This is a genomic window from Pseudomonas sp. BB438 (genome assembly GCF_057180225.1).
Genome location: NZ_CM170001.1, coordinates 5,752,874 through 5,772,637 on the forward strand (window position 1 = coordinate 5,752,874; position 19,764 = coordinate 5,772,637).

The window sequence follows — 19,764 nt, forward strand, 5'->3', positions numbered from 1 at the left end:
GTTCCGCTCGTCTTCCAACCTGGGGTACTAAGCCCGGGATTGTTCAGAATTTATCCAAAATCGCCTTTATCCGGTCATCGAGAGCGGGTATCATGCCCTCCCTTTTTTGCTAGCACCGGTGGCAGGCCCCGACAGCATCCGCGAGTCTCGTAACACGCGGCGTCTCGGTGTTCCCGCCCCATTGACCATGGAAAACCAGTCGGTGGTACGCATCGGCTCCTACACACTGCCCAACAGACTGATCCTGGCCCCGATGGCCGGCGTCACCGATCGTCCGTTCCGCCAGCTGTGCCGCCGCCTCGGCGCCGGCATGGTGGTATCGGAGATGGTCACCAGTGACGTTCGCCTGTGGAACAGCCGCAAGTCGCGCCTGCGCCTGCAGCACGACCACGAGGATCAGCCACGCTCGGTGCAGATCGCCGGCGGCGACCCGCAGATGCTCGCGGAAGCCGCACGGTGCAACGTGGAGCTCGGCGCCCAGATCATCGACATCAACATGGGGTGTCCGGCAAAGAAGGTGTGCAACAAGGCCGCAGGCTCCGCGCTGATGAAGGATGAACGGCTGGTGGCCGACATCCTCGAGGCGGTGGTCGCGGCGGTAGAGGTTCCCGTCACCCTGAAGATTCGCACCGGTTGGGACCGGTCGAACAAGAACGGTGTGACGGTGGCGCGGATCGCCGAGCAGTCGGGCATCCAGGCGCTGGCGGTACACGGCAGGACCCGTGCCGACCTCTACACCGGCGAGGCGGAGTACGAAACCATCGCAGCGATCAAGCAGGCGGTTTCGATTCCGGTCTTCGCCAATGGTGATATCGATTCACCGCGCAAGGCACGGCAGGTGTTCGAGCAGACGGGCGTGGACGCCTTGCTGATCGGCCGCGCCGCCCAGGGTAATCCCTGGATCTTCCGCGAGATCGATCATTACCTGAGCACCGGCGAGCTGTTGCCGGCGCCGAGTCTGCACGAGGTACAGAGCATCCTGCTCGAGCACCTCGCTGCATTGCATGCGTTTTATGGGGAGGAAATGGGTGTGCGAATTGCCCGCAAGCATGTGGGCTGGTACCTCGCAACCCTACCGGGAGCGGCGGAGTTCCGTTCCCAGTTCAATCGTTTGCAGGACACGGATGCACAGAGCGCCAGCGTCAGGCAGTTCTTCGCCGAGCGCCACAATAACGGAGAAGGGGTGGCCGCATGACAACGATGACCGAGACATTAGTGAGTGGAATGACACCCGTGAGCGACAACGCCAACCTTAAACAGCACCTGACCACTCCGACGCAGGAGGGTCAGACCCTCCGCGACAGCGTGGAAAAGGCACTGCACAACTATTTCGCCCATCTCGAAGGGCAGCCGGTCACGGACGTGTACAACATGGTGCTCTGCGAAGTCGAAGCACCGCTGCTGGAAACCGTCATGAACCACGTGAAGGGTAACCAGACCAAAGCCTCCGAACTGCTGGGGCTGAACCGCGGAACCCTGCGCAAGAAACTCAAGCAGTACGATCTTCTCTGACAGGTGGCAGGCGCGGGCCCGCGACCTGAAGGTCAGCCGGGCCCACGCCTGACACGCGAAAAGCCCGAAGCCTTTGTGGAAGCCGTTATGACCGACCAAACCACCCGCCTGCCCGTCCGCCGTGCGCTGATCAGCGTTTCCGACAAGACCGGCGTCGTCGATTTCGCCCGTGAGCTGGCTGCCCTTGGCGTGGAGATTCTTTCCACCGGCGGCACCTACAAGCTGCTCAAGGACAACGCCATCGCCGCCGTGGAAGTGGCCGACTACACCGGCTTCCCGGAGATGATGGACGGCCGCGTGAAGACCCTGCACCCGAAGATCCATGGTGGCATCCTCGGCCGCCGCGACCTCGACGGCGCAGTCATGGAAGAGCACGGTATCAAGCCGATCGACCTGGTGGCGGTCAACCTGTACCCATTCGAAGCGACCGTGGCCAAGGCCGACTGCGACCTGCCGACCGCCATCGAGAACATCGACATCGGCGGCCCGACCATGGTCCGCAGCGCGGCGAAGAACCACAAGGACGTTGCCATCGTGGTCAACGCCGGTGACTACGCCAGCATCGTCAGCGCCCTGAAAGCCGGCGGCCTGACCTACGCCCAGCGCTTCGACCTGGCCCTGAAGGCCTTCGAGCACACCTCGGCCTACGACGGCATGATCGCCAACTACCTGGGCACCATCGACCAGGCGCGCGACACCCTGTCCACCGACGATCGCGGCGCCTTCCCGCGCACCTTCAACAGCCAGTTCATCAAGGCGCAGGAAATGCGCTACGGCGAGAACCCGCACCAGAGCGCGGCCTTCTACGTCGAGGCGAAGAAAGGCGAGGCCAGCGTCTCCACCGCCATCCAGCTGCAAGGCAAGGAGCTGTCGTTCAACAACGTGGCCGACACCGACGCCGCGCTGGAGTGCGTGAAGAGCTTCGTCAAGCCGGCCTGCGTCATCGTCAAGCACGCCAACCCGTGCGGCGTGGCCGTGGTTCCGGAAAACGAAGGCGGCATCCGCAAGGCCTACGACCTGGCCTACGCCACCGATACCGAGTCGGCCTTCGGCGGCATCATCGCCTTCAACCGTGAGCTGGACGGCGAAACCGCCCAGGCCATCGTCGAGCGCCAGTTCGTCGAAGTCATCATCGCACCGAAAATCTCCGAAGCCGCACGTGCCGTGGTAGCCGCCAAGGCCAACGTACGCCTGCTGGAGTGCGGCGAGTGGCCGGCCGAGCGTGCGCCGGGCTGGGACTTCAAGCGCGTCAACGGCGGCCTGCTGGTGCAGAGCCGCGACATCGGCATGATCACCGCCAATGACCTGAAGATCGTCACCCAGCGCGCGCCGAGCGAGCAGGAAATCCACGACCTGATCTTCGCCTGGAAAGTCGCCAAGTTCGTCAAGTCCAACGCCATCGTCTACGCCAAGGCGCGCCAGACCGTCGGTGTCGGCGCCGGCCAGATGAGCCGCGTGAACTCCGCGCGCATCGCCGCCATCAAGGCCGAGCATGCCGGCCTGGAAGTGAAAGGTGCGGTGATGGCTTCCGACGCCTTCTTCCCGTTCCGCGACGGCATCGACAATGCCGCCAAGGCCGGCATCACTGCGGTGATCCAGCCAGGTGGTTCGATGCGTGACAACGAAGTGGTCGCCGCAGCCGACGAGGCCGGCATCGCCATGGTGTTCACCGGCATGCGCCACTTCCGCCACTAAGTGGTAAGGACGCACTCGGACTCGCATCTGCGGCGTTGCCCGGCCCTTCCCCCATGCTCATTGCCAGAAGGCAACTCCGCTGGGTGAAGGGCCGGGCGCCTTGCATCTACGAGCCTGATTGCGCCCCTTGAGATTGGTTCGTGAAGAGCGGACTGATCGTGAGAATTCGTAGGTTGGGTGGAGCGAAGCGATACCCGACAATCCGGCCAAGCCGGAACTGTTCAGGAGAACTCCAATGAACGTACTCATCATCGGTAGCGGCGGTCGCGAGCACGCGCTGGCCTGGAAGGTCGCGCAGGATTCGCGCGTACAGAAGGTCTTCGTCGCACCGGGCAACGCCGGCACCGCGACCGAGGCCAAGTGCGAGAACGTCGCCATCGACGTGCTGGCCCTGGAAGCGCTGGCCGACTTCGCCGCGAAGAACGTGCAGCTGACCATCGTCGGCCCCGAAGCCCCTCTGGTCAAAGGCGTGGTCGACCTGTTCCGCTCGCGCGGCCTGGACATCTTCGGCCCCACCGCTGGCGCGGCCCAACTGGAAGGCTCCAAGGCCTTCACCAAGGACTTCCTCGCGCGCCACAGGATTCCCACCGCCGACTACCAGAACTTCACCGAAGTCGAGCCGGCGCTGGCCTACCTGAAAGAGAAAGGCGCGCCCATCGTGATCAAGGCCGACGGCCTGGCCGCGGGCAAGGGCGTGATCGTCGCCATGACCCTGGCCGAAGCCGAGGACGCCGTGCGCGACATGCTCGCCGGCAACGCCTTCGGTGACGCCGGTTCGCGCGTGGTGATCGAAGAGTTCCTCGACGGCGAGGAAGCCAGCTTCATCGTCATGGTCGACGGCCAGAACGTGCTGCCCATGGCCACCAGCCAGGACCACAAGCGCGTCGGCGACGCCGACACCGGCCCGAACACCGGCGGCATGGGCGCATACTCGCCCGCTCCGGTCGTGACTGCCGACGTGCATCAGCGCGTGATGGACGAAGTGATCTATCCGACCGTGCGCGGCATGGCCGAGGAAGGCAACGTCTACACCGGTTTCCTCTATGCCGGCCTGATGATCGACAAGAGCGGTGCGCCCAAGGTCATCGAGTTCAACTGCCGCTTCGGCGACCCGGAAACCCAGCCGATCATGGTCCGCCTGGAATCGTCGCTGGTCCTGCTGGTCGAGGCCGCCCTGGCCAAGGCCCTGGACAAGGTCGAAGCCACCTGGGACCCGCGTCCCACCGTGGGCGTCGTGATCGCCGCTGGCGGCTACCCGGGCGACTACGCCAAGGGGGACGTCATCGAGGGCCTCGACGATGCCGCCAAGCTCGACGGCAAGGTGTTCCACGCCGGCACCGCGCTCAAGGACGGCCAGATCGTCACCGCAGGCGGGCGCGTACTGTGCGCCACGGCCATCGGCCCGACCGTCTCCTCCGCCCAGGAGCAGGCTTACCGTCTGGCAGAGAAGATCCGCTGGAACGGCAGCTTCTACCGCAAGGACATCGGCTACCGCGCCATCGCTCGCGAACGCGGCGAGGACTGACCCGACGGGCGGAGGCGTCCCCCGCCGGACGCCTTCTCCCCACCGTCCTGGCGTGCCCGGGTGGATTACGGCCTTCAGCACACTTGGCTATAATCCGCCCACTCACTACCGAAGGGACTTCGCCGTGCGTCGGCTCTGGACTGCCACAGGACTCCTCGTCAGCTTGCTGCTGGCCGCTCTGGTCTGTCTCCCGACCTACGCGGCAAGCCAGGATCCCGGCTGGTCCCAGCTCCACGACAGCGACGCTCGCCTGCAACTGCAGGACGTGATTTCCCCCCGCTACCGCACCCTCTTCAGCCCCCTCGACATCAGCGACCTGCATGCCCCCGCCGGCCCCGGCGCAACCTGGCTGCACTTCCGCCTGCCTGCCAACGACGAGCCCCAGCAGTTGCGCCTGTTCGCACCGAGCCTGGACAGTTTCGAGATGTTCATCCTCGACGGGCAGAAAGTGCTCGAGCAGAAGAGCGCCGGCAACCTCTCCCCGGTGCAGCGTCCGCTGCTCAGTAGCGACCTGGTGATCCCGCTGCGCACCGCCGCCGAGCCGCTGGACCTTTACCTGCGCCTCGCCTCGACGATGCCGCTGCGGCCGAACATCAGCATCGAGGCCGCCGGCCAGCCGAGCAATGACCAGCGCCCGCTGCACTTCGGTGTGCTGATCGGCTGCCTGGCCATGCTGTTGATCTACAACCTCGTGCGCTTCGCCTACACCCGCGTTGCCAGCGGCCTGTGGCTGGCCGGCGTGCACGTCAGCCTGTTGCTGGCCTGCCTTAACCTGTTCGGTCTGCTCAGCCCCTGGTACGGCAGCAACCAGTCGCTTCAACCGATGGCCGCTCTGGCCTGCCTGGTCGTAACGCTGTTCTGCGCACTGGGCTACACCGCGAGCTTCTTCCGTGACCTCACCCCGCGCCTGCCGCTCAAGCGCCTGTTGCTGGGCGGCACCGCCGGGTTGGTGCTGCTGGGCGTCGCGCTCAACCTGGTGCTCGGCCTGTCGATCAGCAGCCTGGTGTACGGGATGATCACGCTGGTGACTCTGGGCATGCTCGGCGTGGCGGTCTACTACTGGATCCACGCCTACCGGCCGGCACGCCTGTTCGCCATCGGCATGGGGCTCTTCGTGGTGATCTGGTGCCTGTGCCTGCCATCGCTGCTGGGCTACGCGGCGACCCGCGCGGAATGGCTGGGCAGCGGCCTGCTGAGCCTCTCCGCGGTGGTCGGGTTCCTGCTCAGCCTGGCCCTCGCAGAGCGCCAGCGGAAAATCCAGAACGATCAGTTCGCCGCCAGCCGCCAGCGCGCCGCCAACGTCGCCGAACTGAAGGCCAAGGGCGACTTCCTGGCGAAGATCAGCCACGAGATCCGCACCCCCATGAACGGCGTGCTGGGCATGACCGAGCTGCTGCTCGGCACCCCACTGTCGGCCAAGCAGCGCGATTACGTGCAGACCATCCACAGCGCGGGCAACGAGTTGCTCTCGCTGATCAACGAGATCCTCGACATCTCCAAGCTGGAGTCCGGGCAAATCGAGCTGGACGAGGTGCAGTTCGATCTCGGTGCGTTGATCGAGGACTGCCTGGCGATCTTCCGCGCCAAGGCCGAACAGCAGAAAGTCGAGCTGATCAGCTTCACCCAGCCGCAGGTGCCGCGCATCGTCAGCGGCGACCCGACGCGCCTGCGCCAGGCCGTCCTGAGCCTGCTGGACAACGCGTTCAAGCAGACCGACGAGGGCGAAATCCTCCTCGTCGTCGCGCTGGACGGCCCAGCAGATCGCCCGCGCCTGCGCATCGCCGTGCAGGACAGCGGCCGCCCATTGGATGCCGCCGACCGCCAGGCCCTGCTCACCGCCGAACTGCACAGCCGTGACTTCCTCTCCGCTACCCGCATGAGCAGCCGCCTCGGCCTGATCATCGCGCGCCAACTGATCCGCCTGATGTCCGGCGACTTTGGAATAGAAAGCGGGGTCGAGAGCGGCAACAGCACCGAAGGCGCGGGCAACCTGCTGTGGCTCAGCCTGCCGCTGGACCCGCAACAGATCGACCAGGCCGGCGCCGACCTCGACAGCCCGCTGCAGGGTGCACGCCTGCTGGTGGTGGACGACAACCAGACCTGCCGCAAGGTGGTGGTGCAGCAGTGCAGCGCCTGGGGCATGAACGTCAGCGCGGTGTCCTCGGGCAAGGAAGCATTGGCCCAGCTGCGCACCAAGGCGCACCTGCGCGAGTACTTCGACGTGGTCCTGCTGGACCAGGACATGCCCGGCATGACCGGCATGCAGCTGGCCACCAAGATCCAGGAAGACCCGAACCTCAACCACGACATCCTGCTGATCATGCTCACCGGCATCAGCAACGCACCGAGCAAGATCATCGCCCGCAACGCCGGGATCAAGCGCATCCTCGCCAAGCCGGTGGCCGGCTATACGCTCAAGGCGACCCTCGCCGAAGAGCTGTCGCAGCGCGGCCCCAGCGGCGTGAGCAACTACCTCTCGCCGGCCAGCGAGCCCGCCTCGAACGTCCCTCCCAGCGACTTCCGCATTCTCGTCGCCGAGGACAACAGCATCTCCACCAAGGTCATCCGTGGCATGCTGAGCAAGCTCAACCTGCAGCCCGATACTGCCAGCAACGGCGAGGAAGCCCTGGCCGCGATGAAATCCACCCAGTACGACCTGGTGCTGATGGACTGCGAGATGCCGGTGCTCGACGGCTTCTCCGCCACCGAACGCCTGCGCGCCTGGGAGGCCAGCGAACACCGCCCGCACACCCCGGTGGTGGCGCTCACCGCGCACATCCTCAGCGAACACAAGGAACGCGCGCGGCTGGTCGGCATGGACGGTCACATGGCCAAGCCGGTGGAGCTGTCGCAACTGCGTGAGCTGGTCGCCTACTGGGTCGGCGAGCGCGATCGCCGTCTGCGCCAGCAGAGCGACGCCTTACCCTCCTGAGCCTTGATGAGCGATCCGGACGACACCAACTCCATGGGCGAAAGGGAACACGCCGAGTACATCGACGACGTCATGATCGACTTCAGCCAGAGCGGCTACTGGCGAATCAAACTGTTCCAGGCGCAATACGGCGAGAAGTTTCTCATCAGCCACGGATACCCCGGGACAATTCCTGAACCTCTTCGGGAAGCCTTCCGTAAACACGATCCGCGGTACTACGTTTCCAAAGTGGCAGACTGCCCTGACAAGTTTCTTGAAGGGTCCGTCATCTTCAAGTTCGAAGCAGCGGAGCATCCGCCCCTGGTCCGCTACTCCGGCAATTTCCGCACCCGCTCCGATAGCTTGCACTGACGCGAATGCGTTCTGGCATTTGCCCCGCCGCAATGCCATCGGCTTCCCCACCCGCTATGCTTTGCCCTGCCGCGCCCTCTCAATCCGGACGAGTCGTTCCCATGCAAGTGATGTTCAGCGTGTACCTGAAGATGCTGGTGCTCTACAGCCCGTTCTTCGTGCTCTCCTGCTTCATCAGCCTGAACCGCGGCTTCGCTCCCCGCGACCGCAAGCACATGGCCTGGCGCGTGGCCCTGGCGGCGCTGATCGCCAGCGTGCTGCTGTACCTGTTCGGACGCTACATCTTCACTCTGTTCGGCATCACCGCCGATGCGTTCCGTATCGGCGCGGGCAGCGTGCTGTTCATCTCCGCCCTGGGCATGGCGCAGGGACGTTCGGCGGTGCAGGCGGACAACGTGCAGCAGGACGTCACCATCGTCCCGCTGACCATTCCCATCACCGTCGGCCCCGGCACCATCGGTGCGCTGCTGGTGATGGGCGTGAACCAAGACTGGGAACACAAGTTCCTCGCGCTGGCCGCGATCTTCCTGGCCTGCCTGACGGTAGGCATCACTCTCTACCTCTCCGACAAGATCGAGAAGATCCTCGGCGAACAGGGCCTGATGATCGTCAGCCGGCTGATGGGCCTGTTCGTCTGCGCCCTCGCCGCGCAGATCATCATGACCGGCGTGCGCGGCTACTTCCTCCCGCAATGACGCGCTCCTTTGGGGAGCGCCGCGCACCAAAGGACGTTCGGCGCACCAAAGCTGCGCACTGAAAAACCTCACCATTACGACAGAAAATCGCGTGCAGCCCATCTGCGCCAAGGCTTTTGCCTGTTTGGCACGGATGCTGCGATGGCAGCTTCGATCCCGCTCGGGGATCGCCCCATTTCCCGGGAAGCTGCCGCGCCGGCAACTCCCCGCCCCTGGATAGCCAAGGAGGCTGCCGCGATGAAACGTCGTCCGCTGTTGAAAAGTACGCTGGCCATGAGCGCCCTGCTGCTCACCGGTCTGTTCCCGTTCAGCTCCCAGGCCGCCGAGACCATCAAGGTCGGCATCCTGCATTCGCTGTCCGGCACCATGGCGATCTCCGAGACCTCGCTCAAGGACATGGCGCTGATGACCATCGACGAGATCAACGCCAAGGGCGGGGTGAACGGCAAGCAACTCGAGGCGGTGGTGGTCGACCCGGCCTCCAACTGGCCGCTGTTCGCCGAGAAGGCGCGCCAGCTGCTCACCCAGGACAAGGTCGCGGTGGTCTTCGGCTGCTGGACCAGCGTGTCGCGCAAGTCCGTACTGCCGGTATTCGAGGAGCTCAACGGCCTGTTGTTCTACCCGGTGCAGTACGAGGGTGAGGAAATGTCGCCCAACGTCTTCTACACCGGCGCCGCGCCGAACCAGCAGGCGATCCCGGCGGTGGAATACCTGATGAGCGAGGACGGCGGCGCCGCCAAGCGTTTCTTCCTGCTGGGCACCGACTACGTCTACCCGCGCACCACCAACAAGATCCTGCGCGCCTTCCTGCACAGCAAGGGCGTGGCCGACAAGGACATCCAGGAGGTCTACACGCCGTTCGGCCACAGCGACTACCAGACCATCGTCGCCGACATCAAGAAATTCTCCGCAGGCGGCAAGACCGCGGTGATCTCCACCGTCAACGGCGACTCCAACGTGCCCTTCTACAAGGAGCTGGCCAACCAGGGCCTGGAAGCCACCGAGGTGCCGGTGGTGGCCTTCTCCGTGGGCGAAGAGGAGCTGCGCGGTATCGACACCAAGCCGCTGGTGGGCAACCTCGCCGCGTGGAACTACTTCGAATCGGTGAAGAACCCGGAGAACACCAAGTTCGTCGCGGACTGGAAGGCCTACGCCAAGGCCAAGAACCTGCCCAACTACAGCACGGCGGTGACCAACGACCCGATGGAGGCCACCTACGTCGGCATCCACATGTGGGCGCAGGCCGCGCAGAAGGCCGGTACCACCGACGTCGACAAGGTCCGCGAGGCCATGGGCGGGCAGACCTTCAAGGCGCCGTCGGGCTTCACCCTGACCATGGACAAGACCAACCACCACCTGCACAAGCCGGTGATGATCGGCGAGATCGAGGACAACGGTCAGTTCAACGTCGTCTGGAAGACCCCCGAGCCGATCCGCGCCCAGCCGTGGAGCCCGTTCATTCCGGGCAACGACAAGAAGCCGGACTACGCGGTGCGCAGTAACTGATCCGGAGCGGGCCGAAAGCCCCTCTCCCCAACCCTCTCCCCGAACGGAGAGGGGACCGTATGGCGCAAGATCAAGCCAAGGCGTCAGCCGGCTCGGACAGTTCTCTCCCGGACGGGAGAACGGCAGTCAGATGCAGGCTGAAGCCAGACGTATCTGGCGGCACGGACAGCTCCCTCTCCCTTCAGGGAGAGGGCTGGGGAGAGGGCGCATCCGCCCACACCCGCCTCTCAGGGAAAACCGCCATGCCCACTGCCTTGCTCCACCTGCTCCGCCTCTGCGCCCTCGCGCTGGCCATGCTGCTGCCGCAGTTCGCCTTCGCCAGCTCCGCGCAGGACTTCGCCGGCGCCGACAATGACGCCCGCGCCAGATTGCTCGAGCAATGGGCCGCGGCGCCTGATGCCGACCGCCTGCCACTGCTCGACGCCATCCAGTCCGGCCGCCTCGCGGTCGATGCCCAGGGTCGCGCCTTCCTGCTCGGTGACGATGGGCAGTATCACCCCGCCGACGGTGGCGCTGCGCCGGTCGGCGAGCCCGACAAGCTGCGCCTGAACAACCGACTGCGCGGCCTGGTGAACACCGCCATGGCCAGCCACCAATTGGTCGCCGACAGCGCCGAGGTGCGCCTGGAAGCCGCGCGCCAGTTGCAGAAGAGCGCTCGCCCGGCGCAACGCACACTGCTCGAATACCGCCTCAACGAAGAGTCCGACGACGAGGTCAAGGCCGCCCTGCAACTGGCCCTGGCCAACCTGCAACTGGCCGACCCGGCTCCAGCGGTGCGCCTCTCCGCCGTGCGCCTGCTGGGCGAATCCGGCGATCCGCAGGCGCGCACCCGCCTGGAGAACCTGCTCGATCCCGCCGTCGAGCCGGACGATGCCGTACGCACCGCCGCCGCCACCAGCCTTGGTCAGGTCAAGCGCCGGCTATTGATGGGCGACCTGTTCGGTCAAGCCTTCAGCGGCCTGTCGCTGGGCTCGATCCTGTTGCTCGCCGCCCTGGGCCTGGCGATCACCTACGGCCTGCTCGGGGTGATCAACATGGCCCACGGCGAAATGCTGATGCTCGGCGCCTACTCCACCTACGTGGTGCAGTCGCTCTGCCAGCGCTTCGCACCCGGCCTGCTGGAGCTGTACCCGCTGCTCGCGTTGCCGGTGGCCTTCCTGGTCACCGCGTGTATCGGCATGGCGCTGGAGCGCACGGTGATCCGCCATCTCTACGGGCGCCCGCTGGAAACCCTGCTCGCCACCTGGGGCATCAGCCTGGTGCTGATCCAGCTGGTACGCGTGCTGTTCGGCGCGCAGAACGTCGAGGTCGCCAACCCGGCGTGGCTGTCCGGCGGCATCCAGGTGCTGCCCAACCTCGTGCTGCCGTGGAACCGCATCGTCATCATCGGCTTCGCGCTGTTCGTGCTGGCCCTCACCTGGCTGCTGCTCAATCGCACGCGGCTGGGCCTGAACGTCCGCGCCGTCACCCAGAACCGCAACATGGCCGCCTGCTGCGGCGTGCCCACCGGCCGCGTGGACATGCTCGCCTTCGGCCTCGGCTCGGGCATCGCCGGCCTGGGAGGCGTGGCGCTGTCGCAGGTCGGCAACGTCGGCCCCGACCTGGGCCAGAGCTACATCATCGACTCCTTCCTGGTGGTGGTGCTCGGCGGGGTCGGGCAGCTCGCCGGCAGCGTGTTCGCCGCCTTCGGCCTGGGCGTGGCGAACAAGATCCTCGAACCGCAGATCGGCGCGGTGCTGGGCAAGATCCTGATCCTCGCGCTGATCATCCTGTTCATCCAGAAACGTCCGCAGGGGCTCTTCGCTCTGAAAGGGAGGGTCATCGATTGAACCAGCCACTCACCGTGACGGCCGCGCAGAAGGCCGGCCCGACACTCACCGCCAGCCTCGTCGGCATGGCGCTCGTCGCCCTGCTGATCCTGCCGCTGCTGCACCTGCTGCCGGAAAGCCATGCGCTGCACCTGTCCGCCTACGGTCTGACGCTGACCGGCAAGATCCTCTGCTACGCCATCGTCGCGCTGGCGCTGGACCTGGTCTGGGGCTACGCCGGCCTGCTGTCGCTGGGTCACGGGCTGTTCTTCGCCCTGGGCGGCTACGCCATGGGCATGTACCTGATGCGCGAAGCGGCCGGCGACCAGCTGCCCGCGTTCATGACCTTCCTCTCCTGGACCGAACTGCCCTGGTACTGGGCCGGCACCCAGCACTTCCTCTGGGCGCTGTGCCTGGTGGTGCTGGCGCCCGGCCTGCTGGCCCTGGTGTTCGGCTTCTTCGCCTTCCGCTCGCGGATCAAGGGCGTGTACTTCTCGATCATGACCCAGGCGCTGACCTTCGCCGGCATGCTGCTGTTCTTCCGCAACGAGACGGGCTTCGGCGGCAACAACGGCTTCACCAATTTCCGCAGCATCCTGGGCTTCTCCATCACCGCACCGGGCACCCGCGTGGCGCTGTTCATCGCCATCGTCCTGCTGCTGGCGGCGAGCCTGGCCATCGGCTTCGCCCTGGCGCGCAGCAAGTTCGGCCGGGTGCTCACCGCCCTGCGCGATGCCGAGAATCGCCTGATGTTCTGCGGCTACGACCCGCGCGGCTACAAGCTGTTCGTCTGGACCCTCTCCGCGGTGCTCTGCGGCCTGGCCGGCGCCCTGTTCGTGCCGCTGGTAGGCATCATCAACCCCAGCGAGATGTCGCCGACCAACTCCATCGAGGCCGCTGTGTGGGTCGCCCTCGGCGGGCGCGGCACGCTGATCGGCCCGCTGCTCGGTGCAGGCGTGGTGAACGGCGCGAAGAGCTGGTTCACCGTGGCCTTCCCCGAGTACTGGCTGTTCTTCCTCGGCGCGCTGTTCATCGTCGTCACCCTGTACCTGCCGCGCGGCATCCTCGGCCTGATCAAGCGGGAGAAAGAGCAATGAGAGCGGTCCCCCACCTGATGCTGGAACCGGCTTACGACCCCAACCGCGATCCGGGCGCAAGCCGCGATGCCATCGGCATTGGTGCAAGCGCCAGCGGCCCGCTGGACGTGCGCCACGGCACCATCCTCACCTTGGAAGACATCAACGTCAGCTTCGACGGCTTCCGTGCCCTGCGCGACCTCACGCTGTACATCGGCGTGGGTGAACTGCGCTGCATCATCGGCCCCAACGGCGCCGGCAAGACCACGCTGATGGACGTGATCACCGGCAAGACCCGCCCGGACAACGGCAAGGCCTACTTCGGCGAAACCCTCGACCTCACCCGCATGAGCGAGGTGGAGATCGCTCAGGCCGGTATCGGTCGCAAGTTCCAGAAGCCCACGGTGTTCGAAGCACTCTCGGTGTTCGAGAACCTGGAGCTCGCGCAGAAGGCCGACAAGTCGGTATGGGCCAGCCTTCGCGCGAAGCTCTCCGGCGAGCAGAAGGACCGCATCGAGGCAGTACTCACCACCATCCGCCTGCGCGAGTCGCGCAACCGGCCCGCCGGGCTGCTTTCCCACGGGCAGAAGCAATTCCTGGAGATCGGCATGCTGCTGGTGCAGGAGCCGCAATTGCTGTTGCTGGACGAACCAGTGGCGGGCATGACCGACGCCGAGACCGAGTTCACCGCCGAGCTGTTCAAGTCTCTCGCCGGGAAACACTCACTGATGGTGGTGGAGCACGACATGGGCTTCGTCGGCAGCATCGCTGACCACGTCAGCGTGCTGCACCAGGGCCACGTTCTGGCCGAAGGCTCGCTGGAAGACGTGCAGGCGAACGAGCAGGTGATCGAAGTCTATCTCGGCCGCTAGTGCTGAATCGGCCGTACTCGCACCCGCCTCTACACGGCGAGCTCACGACGACTACAACGGTGCTCTCACGGCAGAGAGCCGAGGAACCAATCCATGCTGCAAGTCGACAAGCTCCACCAGTACTACGGCGGCAGCCACATCCTGCGTGGCCTGTCGTTCGACGCGAAGATCGGCGAGGTCACCTGCCTGCTGGGGCGCAACGGCGTCGGCAAGACCACCCTGCTGCGCTGCCTGATGGGCCTGGTGCCGGCCAAGGACGGCAAGGTCAGCTGGGAGGGCAAGCCTATCACCGGTTTCAAGCCACACCAGCGCGTGCACGCCGGCATTGCCTATGTACCCCAGGGGCGGGAAATCTTTCCGCGCCTGACGGTGGAGGAAAACCTGCTGATGGGCCTGTCGCGTTTCAGTGCGAAAGAAGCCAGGACCGTGCCCGAGTTCATCTACGAGCTGTTCCCGGTGCTCCGGGAGATGAAGCAGCGTCGTGGCGGCGACCTCTCCGGCGGCCAACAGCAACAGCTCGCCATCGGCCGCGCCCTGGCCAGCCGCCCGCGCCTGCTGATCCTCGACGAGCCCACCGAAGGCATCCAGCCCTCGGTGATCAAGGAGATCGGTGCGGTCATCAGGAAGCTCGCCGAACGCGGCGACATGGCCATCCTGCTGGTGGAGCAGTTCTACGATTTCGCCGCCGACCTGGCCGACCAGTACCTGGTGATGTCTCGGGGCGAGATCGTCCAGCAGGGCCGGGGCGCAGACATGGAACGCGATGGCGTGCGGGGGTTGGTGGCGATCTGAGACGACCTGTCACTGGCGGACGGCGGCGGCGGGTGGCAAGCTGGCAGGCCCCGTCATCGTTTCTCCTGGAGCCTGCCATGCCGATCACCCTGCGCCCCGCCGTCAACGACGACGCCGGATTCGCCGCGGTCTGCGTGGCGGCAGCCTATGCCCAGTGGATTCCCAAGCTGGGCCGCAAGCCGGGTCCGATGCTCGACGACTACCACGCGATCATCGCCGAGGACCGCGTGCTGATCGCCGAGCAGGACGGCGCGCCGGTCGGCCTGCTGGTGATGCGCGAGACTGACGAGGGCTTCCTGCTCGACAACATCGCCGTGCTGCCCGAGTGCGCAGGCCAAGGCATCGGCCGCGTGCTGCTGGTGCAGGCCGAGGAAGCTGCCGTGCAACTGGGCTACCAGTCGCTGTACCTCTACACCAACGAACGCATGGTGGAGAACATCGAGCTGTACGCGAAGAACGGCTACCAGGAATACGCGCGCCGGCTGGAGAACGGCTTCCGCCGGGTGTACATGCGCAAGCAGCTGGGCTGACGGATCCTGCGGCCTGGCGCTTCCTCCTGGCGCCAAGTCAACATGAACGCCCTGTGGGAGCGCGCCGTGCGCGCGATCGCGGGCATGGCTCGCTTCTGCAGCAAACCTTCGCACCAATGCAGTGCGCAGACTGCCGTGATGCACCGCAACTGCGCCCTTACCTGACCGATCGGACAACCCCCGTCTCGTTTGAAACCTCCGCCCGCTGCGCCTTGCAGCGCGATCAGAAGCCCTCGCGCACTATCCTGGCGCATCCCGGCACGCTGATTGCTCTGTCCTGAGCATCCCTGGTTTCGCAGCTGCCCATGAACGCACCGGCCACCCTCTTCCACCCCGCCTGGCACGCCGAACTGGAGCTGGCCTACGCCCGCATCGGCGACAGCACACGACCGGTGACCCGCCGTCACCTGGGGCCGCTGCGCGTGCAGAAGCACCTCTATGCCGAAGGCCCTGAAGTCTGCCAGCACATCATCGTGCACCCACCCGGCGGCATCGCCGGCGGCGACACCCTGACACTGGATATCCACGCGGGCGCGGACAGCTGGGCGCAACTGACCAGCCCCGGCGCGGCCAAGTGGTACCGCGCCAACTGCCCGGCGAAACAGCACCTGGACATCCGCGTCGGCCCCGGTGCCACGCTGGAATGGCTGCCGCAGGAAACCATCGTCTATTCCGGCGCGCAGACTGAACTGGCCACGCGCATCGACCTCGAAGCCGACGCCCGGCTGTTCTACTGGGATGTGGTCGCTCTCGGCCGCCCGGCCAGTGGCGAGCGCTTCAACGATGGCCACTTCTCCGCCGCCCTGGACATCCACCGCGATGGCCAGCGCCTGTGGCACGAACGCCAGCGCGTGGAGGGCAACGACCGCCTGCTCGACTCGCCCATCGGCCTTGCCAGCCACCCGGTGATGGCGACGCTGATCGCCAGCGGGCAGATCGACGCGGCACTGCTCGAAGCCTGCCGTGCCGTCCCCTGCCAGGGGCGCGGCAACCTCACCCAACTGCCTGGCCTGGTGGTCGCCCGCTGCCTCACCCAGGAGGCGCTGCACGCCCGCGCCTGGCTCATCGAACTCTGGCGCCGGCTGCGACCCGCGCTGCTCGGCCGCGAGGCCGTTTCTCCCCGAATCTGGAGCACCTGAGATGGACCTGACCCCTCGCGAGAAGGACAAGCTGCTGATCTTCACCGCCGGCCTGGTCGCCGAGCGCCGCCTCGCCCGCGGTGTAAGACTCAACTACCCGGAGGCCGTGGCGCTGATCTCCGCCGCGCTGCTCGAAGGCGCGCGGGATGGCCAGACGGTCGCCGACCTGATGCACTACGGCACCACGTTGCTGAACCGTGAACAGGTGATGGAAGGCGTGCCGGAAATGATCCCGGAAATCCAGGTGGAAGCCACCTTCCCGGACGGCACCAAGTTAGTCACCGTTCACCAGCCCATCGCCTGAGAAATCACTCAATGCCTACTGCGCTTGCGCAGGCGACGTTGCTCGCCGACTCGGTCTGCTCATTTACAGTCGTAAACTCCGCGACCTCGTCGACGAGCGCCTTGCCTGCACTGCGCTCGCTACGGCCTTGAGCGATTTCTGACAGAGAGGAACCACCATGCTCATCCGCGACGCCAGCCAAGCCGACCTCGGCAGTCTGCGCGACATCTACAACGACGCCGTGCTCAACACCACCGCCATCTGGAACGAGGTCGCCATCGACCTGGAGAACCGTCACGCCTGGCTGGAACTGCGCGCCCAGCAGGGCTTCCCGGTGCTGGTCGCCGAGTACGGCGGCGAGGTGGTGGGCTACGCCAGCTACGGCCCGTGGCGCGCCTTCGACGGCTTCCGCGAGACAGTCGAACACTCGGTCTACGTGCGCGCCGACCAGCGCGGCAAGGGCCTCGGCCCACTGCTGATGCAGGCGCTGATCGAGCGCGCCCGCACCCAGGGCCTGCACGTGATGGTCGCGGCCATCGAGAGCGGCAACACGGCGTCGATCCGCCTCCACGAACGCCTGGGATTCATCACCAGCGGGCAGATGCCGCAGGTGGGCCAGAAGTTCGGCCGCTGGCTGGACCTGACGTTCATGCAACTGATCCTCGACCCACGGAGCTCCCCATGATCCCTGGCGAATACGACATCCAGCCCGGCGAGATCGAACTCAACGCCGGCCGCCGCACGCTCAGCCTGACGGTGGCCAACAGCGGTGACCGGCCGATCCAGGTCGGCTCGCACTACCACTTCTTCGAGACCAACGACGCGCTGCTGTTCGACCGTGACGCCGCACGCGGCATGCGCCTGAACATCCCGGCAGGCACCGCGGTGCGCTTCGAGCCGGGGCAGAGCCGCGACGTGGAACTGGTCGAACTGGCGGGCGAGCGGAAGGTTTATGGATTTGCGGGGCGAGTGATGGGCGCGTTGTGACCGCCATGCCAGCTAGAGCCCCCTCTCCCTAACCCTCTCCCTGAAGGGAGAGGGGACCGTTCGGAGCATGGTGAAACCTTAACCTCAGCCGGCACGGACAGCTCCCTCTCCCTTCAGGGAGAGGGCGGGGGAGAGGGCACGGTTGAACGCCCAGCCAGAATTCCCGGAAGACTGAAAGATCCAGGCTGCCAAGGAGCCCCAATGAAGATCAGCAGACAAGCCTACGCCGACATGTTCGGCCCCACCGTTGGCGACCGCGTGCGCCTGGCCGATACCGGCCTGTGGATCGAGGTGGAGCAGGACTTCACCGTCTACGGCGAGGAAGTGAAGTTCGGCGGCGGCAAGGTCATCCGTGACGGCATGGGCCAGGGCCAGCGCTGCGCCGCCGAGGTCGTCGACACGGTGATCACCAACGCGCTGATCCTCGACCACTGGGGCATCGTCAAGGCCGACGTGGGCCTCAAGCACGGGCGCATTGCCGCCATCGGCAAGGCCGGCAACCCGGACATCCAGCCCGGCGTCACCATCGCCCTGGGCGCCAGCACCGAAGTGATGGCCGGCGAAGGCATGATCCTCACCGCCGGCGGCATCGACACGCACATCCACTTCATCTGCCCACAACAGATCGAAGAGGCGCTGATGAGCGGAGTGACCACCATGATCGGCGGCGGCACCGGGCCGGCCACCGGCACCAACGCCACCACCTGCACCTCCGGTCCGTGGCACATGGCGCGCATGCTACAGGCGGCCGATGCCTTCCCGATGAACATCGGCTTCACCGGCAAGGGCAACGCCAGCCTGCCGCTGCCCCTGGAAGAGCAGGTGCGCGCCGGCGCCATCGGCCTGAAGCTGCACGAGGACTGGGGCACCACTCCGGCCGCCATCGACAACTGCCTCTCGGTGGCCGACCGCCTGGATGTCCAGGTGGCCATCCACACCGACACGCTCAACGAGTCAGGCTTCGTCGAAACCACGCTGGCCGCCTTCAAGGGCCGCACCATCCACACCTACCACACCGAAGGCGCCGGCGGCGGCCACGCGCCGGACATCATCAAGGCCTGCGGCTTCGCCAACGTGCTGCCCAGCTCGACCAACCCCACCCGCCCCTTCACCCGCAACACCATCGACGAGCACCTGGACATGCTCATGGTCTGCCATCACCTGGACCCGAGCATCGCCGAGGACGTGGCCTTCGCCGAGTCGCGCATCCGCCGCGAGACCATCGCCGCCGAGGACATCCTCCACGATCTGGGTGCCTTCAGCATGATCAGCTCCGACAGCCAGGCCATGGGCCGCGTCGGCGAAGTGATCACGCGAACCTGGCAGACCGCCGACAAGATGAAAAAGCAGCGCGGCGCACTGGACGGCGACGGCGCGCGCAACGACAACTTCCGCGCGAAACGCTACATCGCCAAGTACACCATCAACCCGGCAATCACCCATGGCGTCGCCCATGAAGTGGGCAGCATCGAAGTGGGCAAACTGGCCGACCTGGTGCTCTGGCGCCCGGCCTTCTTCGGCGTGAAGCCGAGTCTTATCTTGAAGGGTGGGGCCATCGCCGCGAGCCTGATGGGCGACGCCAATGCCTCGATCCCGACGCCACAGCCGGTGCACTACCGGCCGATGTTCGCCAGCTTCGGCGGCAGCCGCCATACCACCTGCCTGACCTTCATCAGCCAAGCCGCGTTCGACCTCGGCGTGCACCACGAACTGGGCCTGCACAAGGCCATCGGCGTGGTGAAGGGCTGCCGCGGCGTGCAGAAAACCGACCTGATCCACAACGCGTACCTGCCGCACATCGAGGTCGATGCGCAAAACTACCAGGTGCGCGCGGACGGGCAACTGCTGTGGTGCGAACCGGCTGACGTGCTGCCAATGGCGCAGCGCTACTTCCTGTTCTGACAGGCTCCGTCCCGGCACGAACCACACCTGCTACGCGACGCATTGCCAGTCCCGTTCTCTCGTTTCCGCTGATGCGCGCGAGCTGAACCAGTAAGTACCGCTGCACCATTGCGGACCGGCGCGCAATGCCCGGTCCGGCTTCCGCACTTGCCATAAATC

Annotated in this window: 18 protein-coding genes; all 18 read left to right on the forward strand. The window is 65.9% G+C overall.

All coding sequences use genetic code 11. The features are described 5' to 3' along the window. Positions 1-187: 187 nt before the first annotated feature. The 18 genes from dusB to ureC all read left to right on the forward strand — a co-directional run bounded on the left by dusB (position 188) and on the right by ureC (position 19,605). On the forward strand, positions 188-1,195 hold the full coding sequence (dusB, locus tag AC1ZV1_RS26575; RefSeq protein WP_081515606.1) for a tRNA dihydrouridine synthase DusB: 1,008 nt from the start codon (positions 188-190) through the stop codon (positions 1,193-1,195). Next, positions 1,192-1,512, forward strand: coding sequence for a DNA-binding transcriptional regulator Fis (gene fis, locus AC1ZV1_RS26580; protein ID WP_024766365.1), 321 nt, complete (start codon positions 1,192-1,194; stop codon positions 1,510-1,512). The genes dusB and fis overlap by 4 nt, the downstream gene beginning before the upstream one ends. 87 nt (positions 1,513-1,599) lie before the next feature. Beyond that, positions 1,600-3,207, forward strand: coding sequence for a bifunctional phosphoribosylaminoimidazolecarboxamide formyltransferase/IMP cyclohydrolase (gene purH / locus AC1ZV1_RS26585; protein ID WP_484294356.1), 1,608 nt, complete (start codon positions 1,600-1,602; stop codon positions 3,205-3,207). 235 nt (positions 3,208-3,442) lie between these two features. Continuing rightward, positions 3,443-4,732 carry a phosphoribosylamine--glycine ligase gene (gene purD, locus AC1ZV1_RS26590; protein ID WP_484294357.1) on the forward strand — a complete coding sequence of 430 codons (1,290 nt, stop codon included), beginning with the start codon at positions 3,443-3,445 and terminating at the stop codon, positions 4,730-4,732. A 124-nt stretch (positions 4,733-4,856) separates the two neighbouring features. Next, positions 4,857-7,664: a hybrid sensor histidine kinase/response regulator gene (locus tag AC1ZV1_RS26595; RefSeq protein ID WP_484294358.1), complete on the forward strand. Its 2,808-nt coding sequence runs from the start codon at positions 4,857-4,859 to the stop codon at positions 7,662-7,664. Between the two features lie 6 nt (positions 7,665-7,670). Further along, positions 7,671-8,015 (forward strand): hypothetical protein, encoded by a 345-nt coding sequence (locus AC1ZV1_RS26600; RefSeq protein ID WP_484294359.1) that lies wholly within the window; start codon positions 7,671-7,673, stop codon positions 8,013-8,015. 101 nt (positions 8,016-8,116) lie between these two features. Continuing rightward, positions 8,117-8,710, forward strand: coding sequence for a MarC family protein (locus tag AC1ZV1_RS26605; RefSeq protein WP_484294360.1), 594 nt, complete (start codon positions 8,117-8,119; stop codon positions 8,708-8,710). Positions 8,711-8,947: 237 nt separating this feature from the next. After that, positions 8,948-10,216, forward strand: coding sequence for an urea ABC transporter substrate-binding protein (gene urtA / locus AC1ZV1_RS26610; RefSeq protein ID WP_484294361.1), 1,269 nt, complete (start codon positions 8,948-8,950; stop codon positions 10,214-10,216). 242 nt (positions 10,217-10,458) lie between these two features. After that, positions 10,459-12,045 (forward strand): urea ABC transporter permease subunit UrtB, encoded by a 1,587-nt coding sequence (gene urtB / locus AC1ZV1_RS26615; RefSeq protein WP_484294362.1) that lies wholly within the window; start codon positions 10,459-10,461, stop codon positions 12,043-12,045. Beyond that, positions 12,042-13,121 (forward strand): urea ABC transporter permease subunit UrtC, encoded by a 1,080-nt coding sequence (gene urtC, locus AC1ZV1_RS26620; RefSeq protein WP_484294363.1) that lies wholly within the window; start codon positions 12,042-12,044, stop codon positions 13,119-13,121. Before urtB ends, urtC begins: the two co-directional genes overlap by 4 nt. Then, the gene (gene urtD, locus AC1ZV1_RS26625) at positions 13,118-13,972 is read left to right on the forward strand and encodes an urea ABC transporter ATP-binding protein UrtD (RefSeq protein ID WP_484294364.1); all 855 of its coding nucleotides are present in this window, start codon (positions 13,118-13,120) and stop codon (positions 13,970-13,972) included. Before urtC ends, urtD begins: the two co-directional genes overlap by 4 nt. A gap of 93 nt (positions 13,973-14,065) precedes the next feature. Next, complete coding sequence (gene urtE, locus AC1ZV1_RS26630; protein WP_484294365.1) at positions 14,066-14,764, forward strand: urea ABC transporter ATP-binding subunit UrtE; 699 nt, start codon at positions 14,066-14,068, stop codon at positions 14,762-14,764. 77 nt (positions 14,765-14,841) lie between these two features. Next, entirely contained in the window at positions 14,842-15,294 is a 453-nt protein-coding gene (locus tag AC1ZV1_RS26635) for a GNAT family N-acetyltransferase (protein WP_484294366.1), read from the forward strand. 305 nt (positions 15,295-15,599) lie between these two features. Then, a complete protein-coding gene (locus AC1ZV1_RS26640; RefSeq protein WP_484294367.1) occupies positions 15,600-16,433 on the forward strand; it encodes an urease accessory protein UreD in 834 nt (277 codons plus the stop codon). A 1-nt stretch (position 16,434) separates the two neighbouring features. After that, a complete protein-coding gene (locus AC1ZV1_RS26645) occupies positions 16,435-16,737 on the forward strand; it encodes an urease subunit gamma (RefSeq protein ID WP_484294368.1) in 303 nt (100 codons plus the stop codon). Between the two features lie 157 nt (positions 16,738-16,894). Beyond that, positions 16,895-17,401 (forward strand): N-acetyltransferase family protein, encoded by a 507-nt coding sequence (locus tag AC1ZV1_RS26650; protein WP_484294369.1) that lies wholly within the window; start codon positions 16,895-16,897, stop codon positions 17,399-17,401. Beyond that, positions 17,398-17,703: an urease subunit beta gene (locus AC1ZV1_RS26655; protein ID WP_484294370.1), complete on the forward strand. Its 306-nt coding sequence runs from the start codon at positions 17,398-17,400 to the stop codon at positions 17,701-17,703. Before AC1ZV1_RS26650 ends, AC1ZV1_RS26655 begins: the two co-directional genes overlap by 4 nt. A 201-nt stretch (positions 17,704-17,904) precedes the next feature. Beyond that, on the forward strand, positions 17,905-19,605 hold the full coding sequence (gene ureC, locus AC1ZV1_RS26660; protein ID WP_484294371.1) for an urease subunit alpha: 1,701 nt from the start codon (positions 17,905-17,907) through the stop codon (positions 19,603-19,605). Positions 19,606-19,764: the final 159 nt, after the last annotated feature.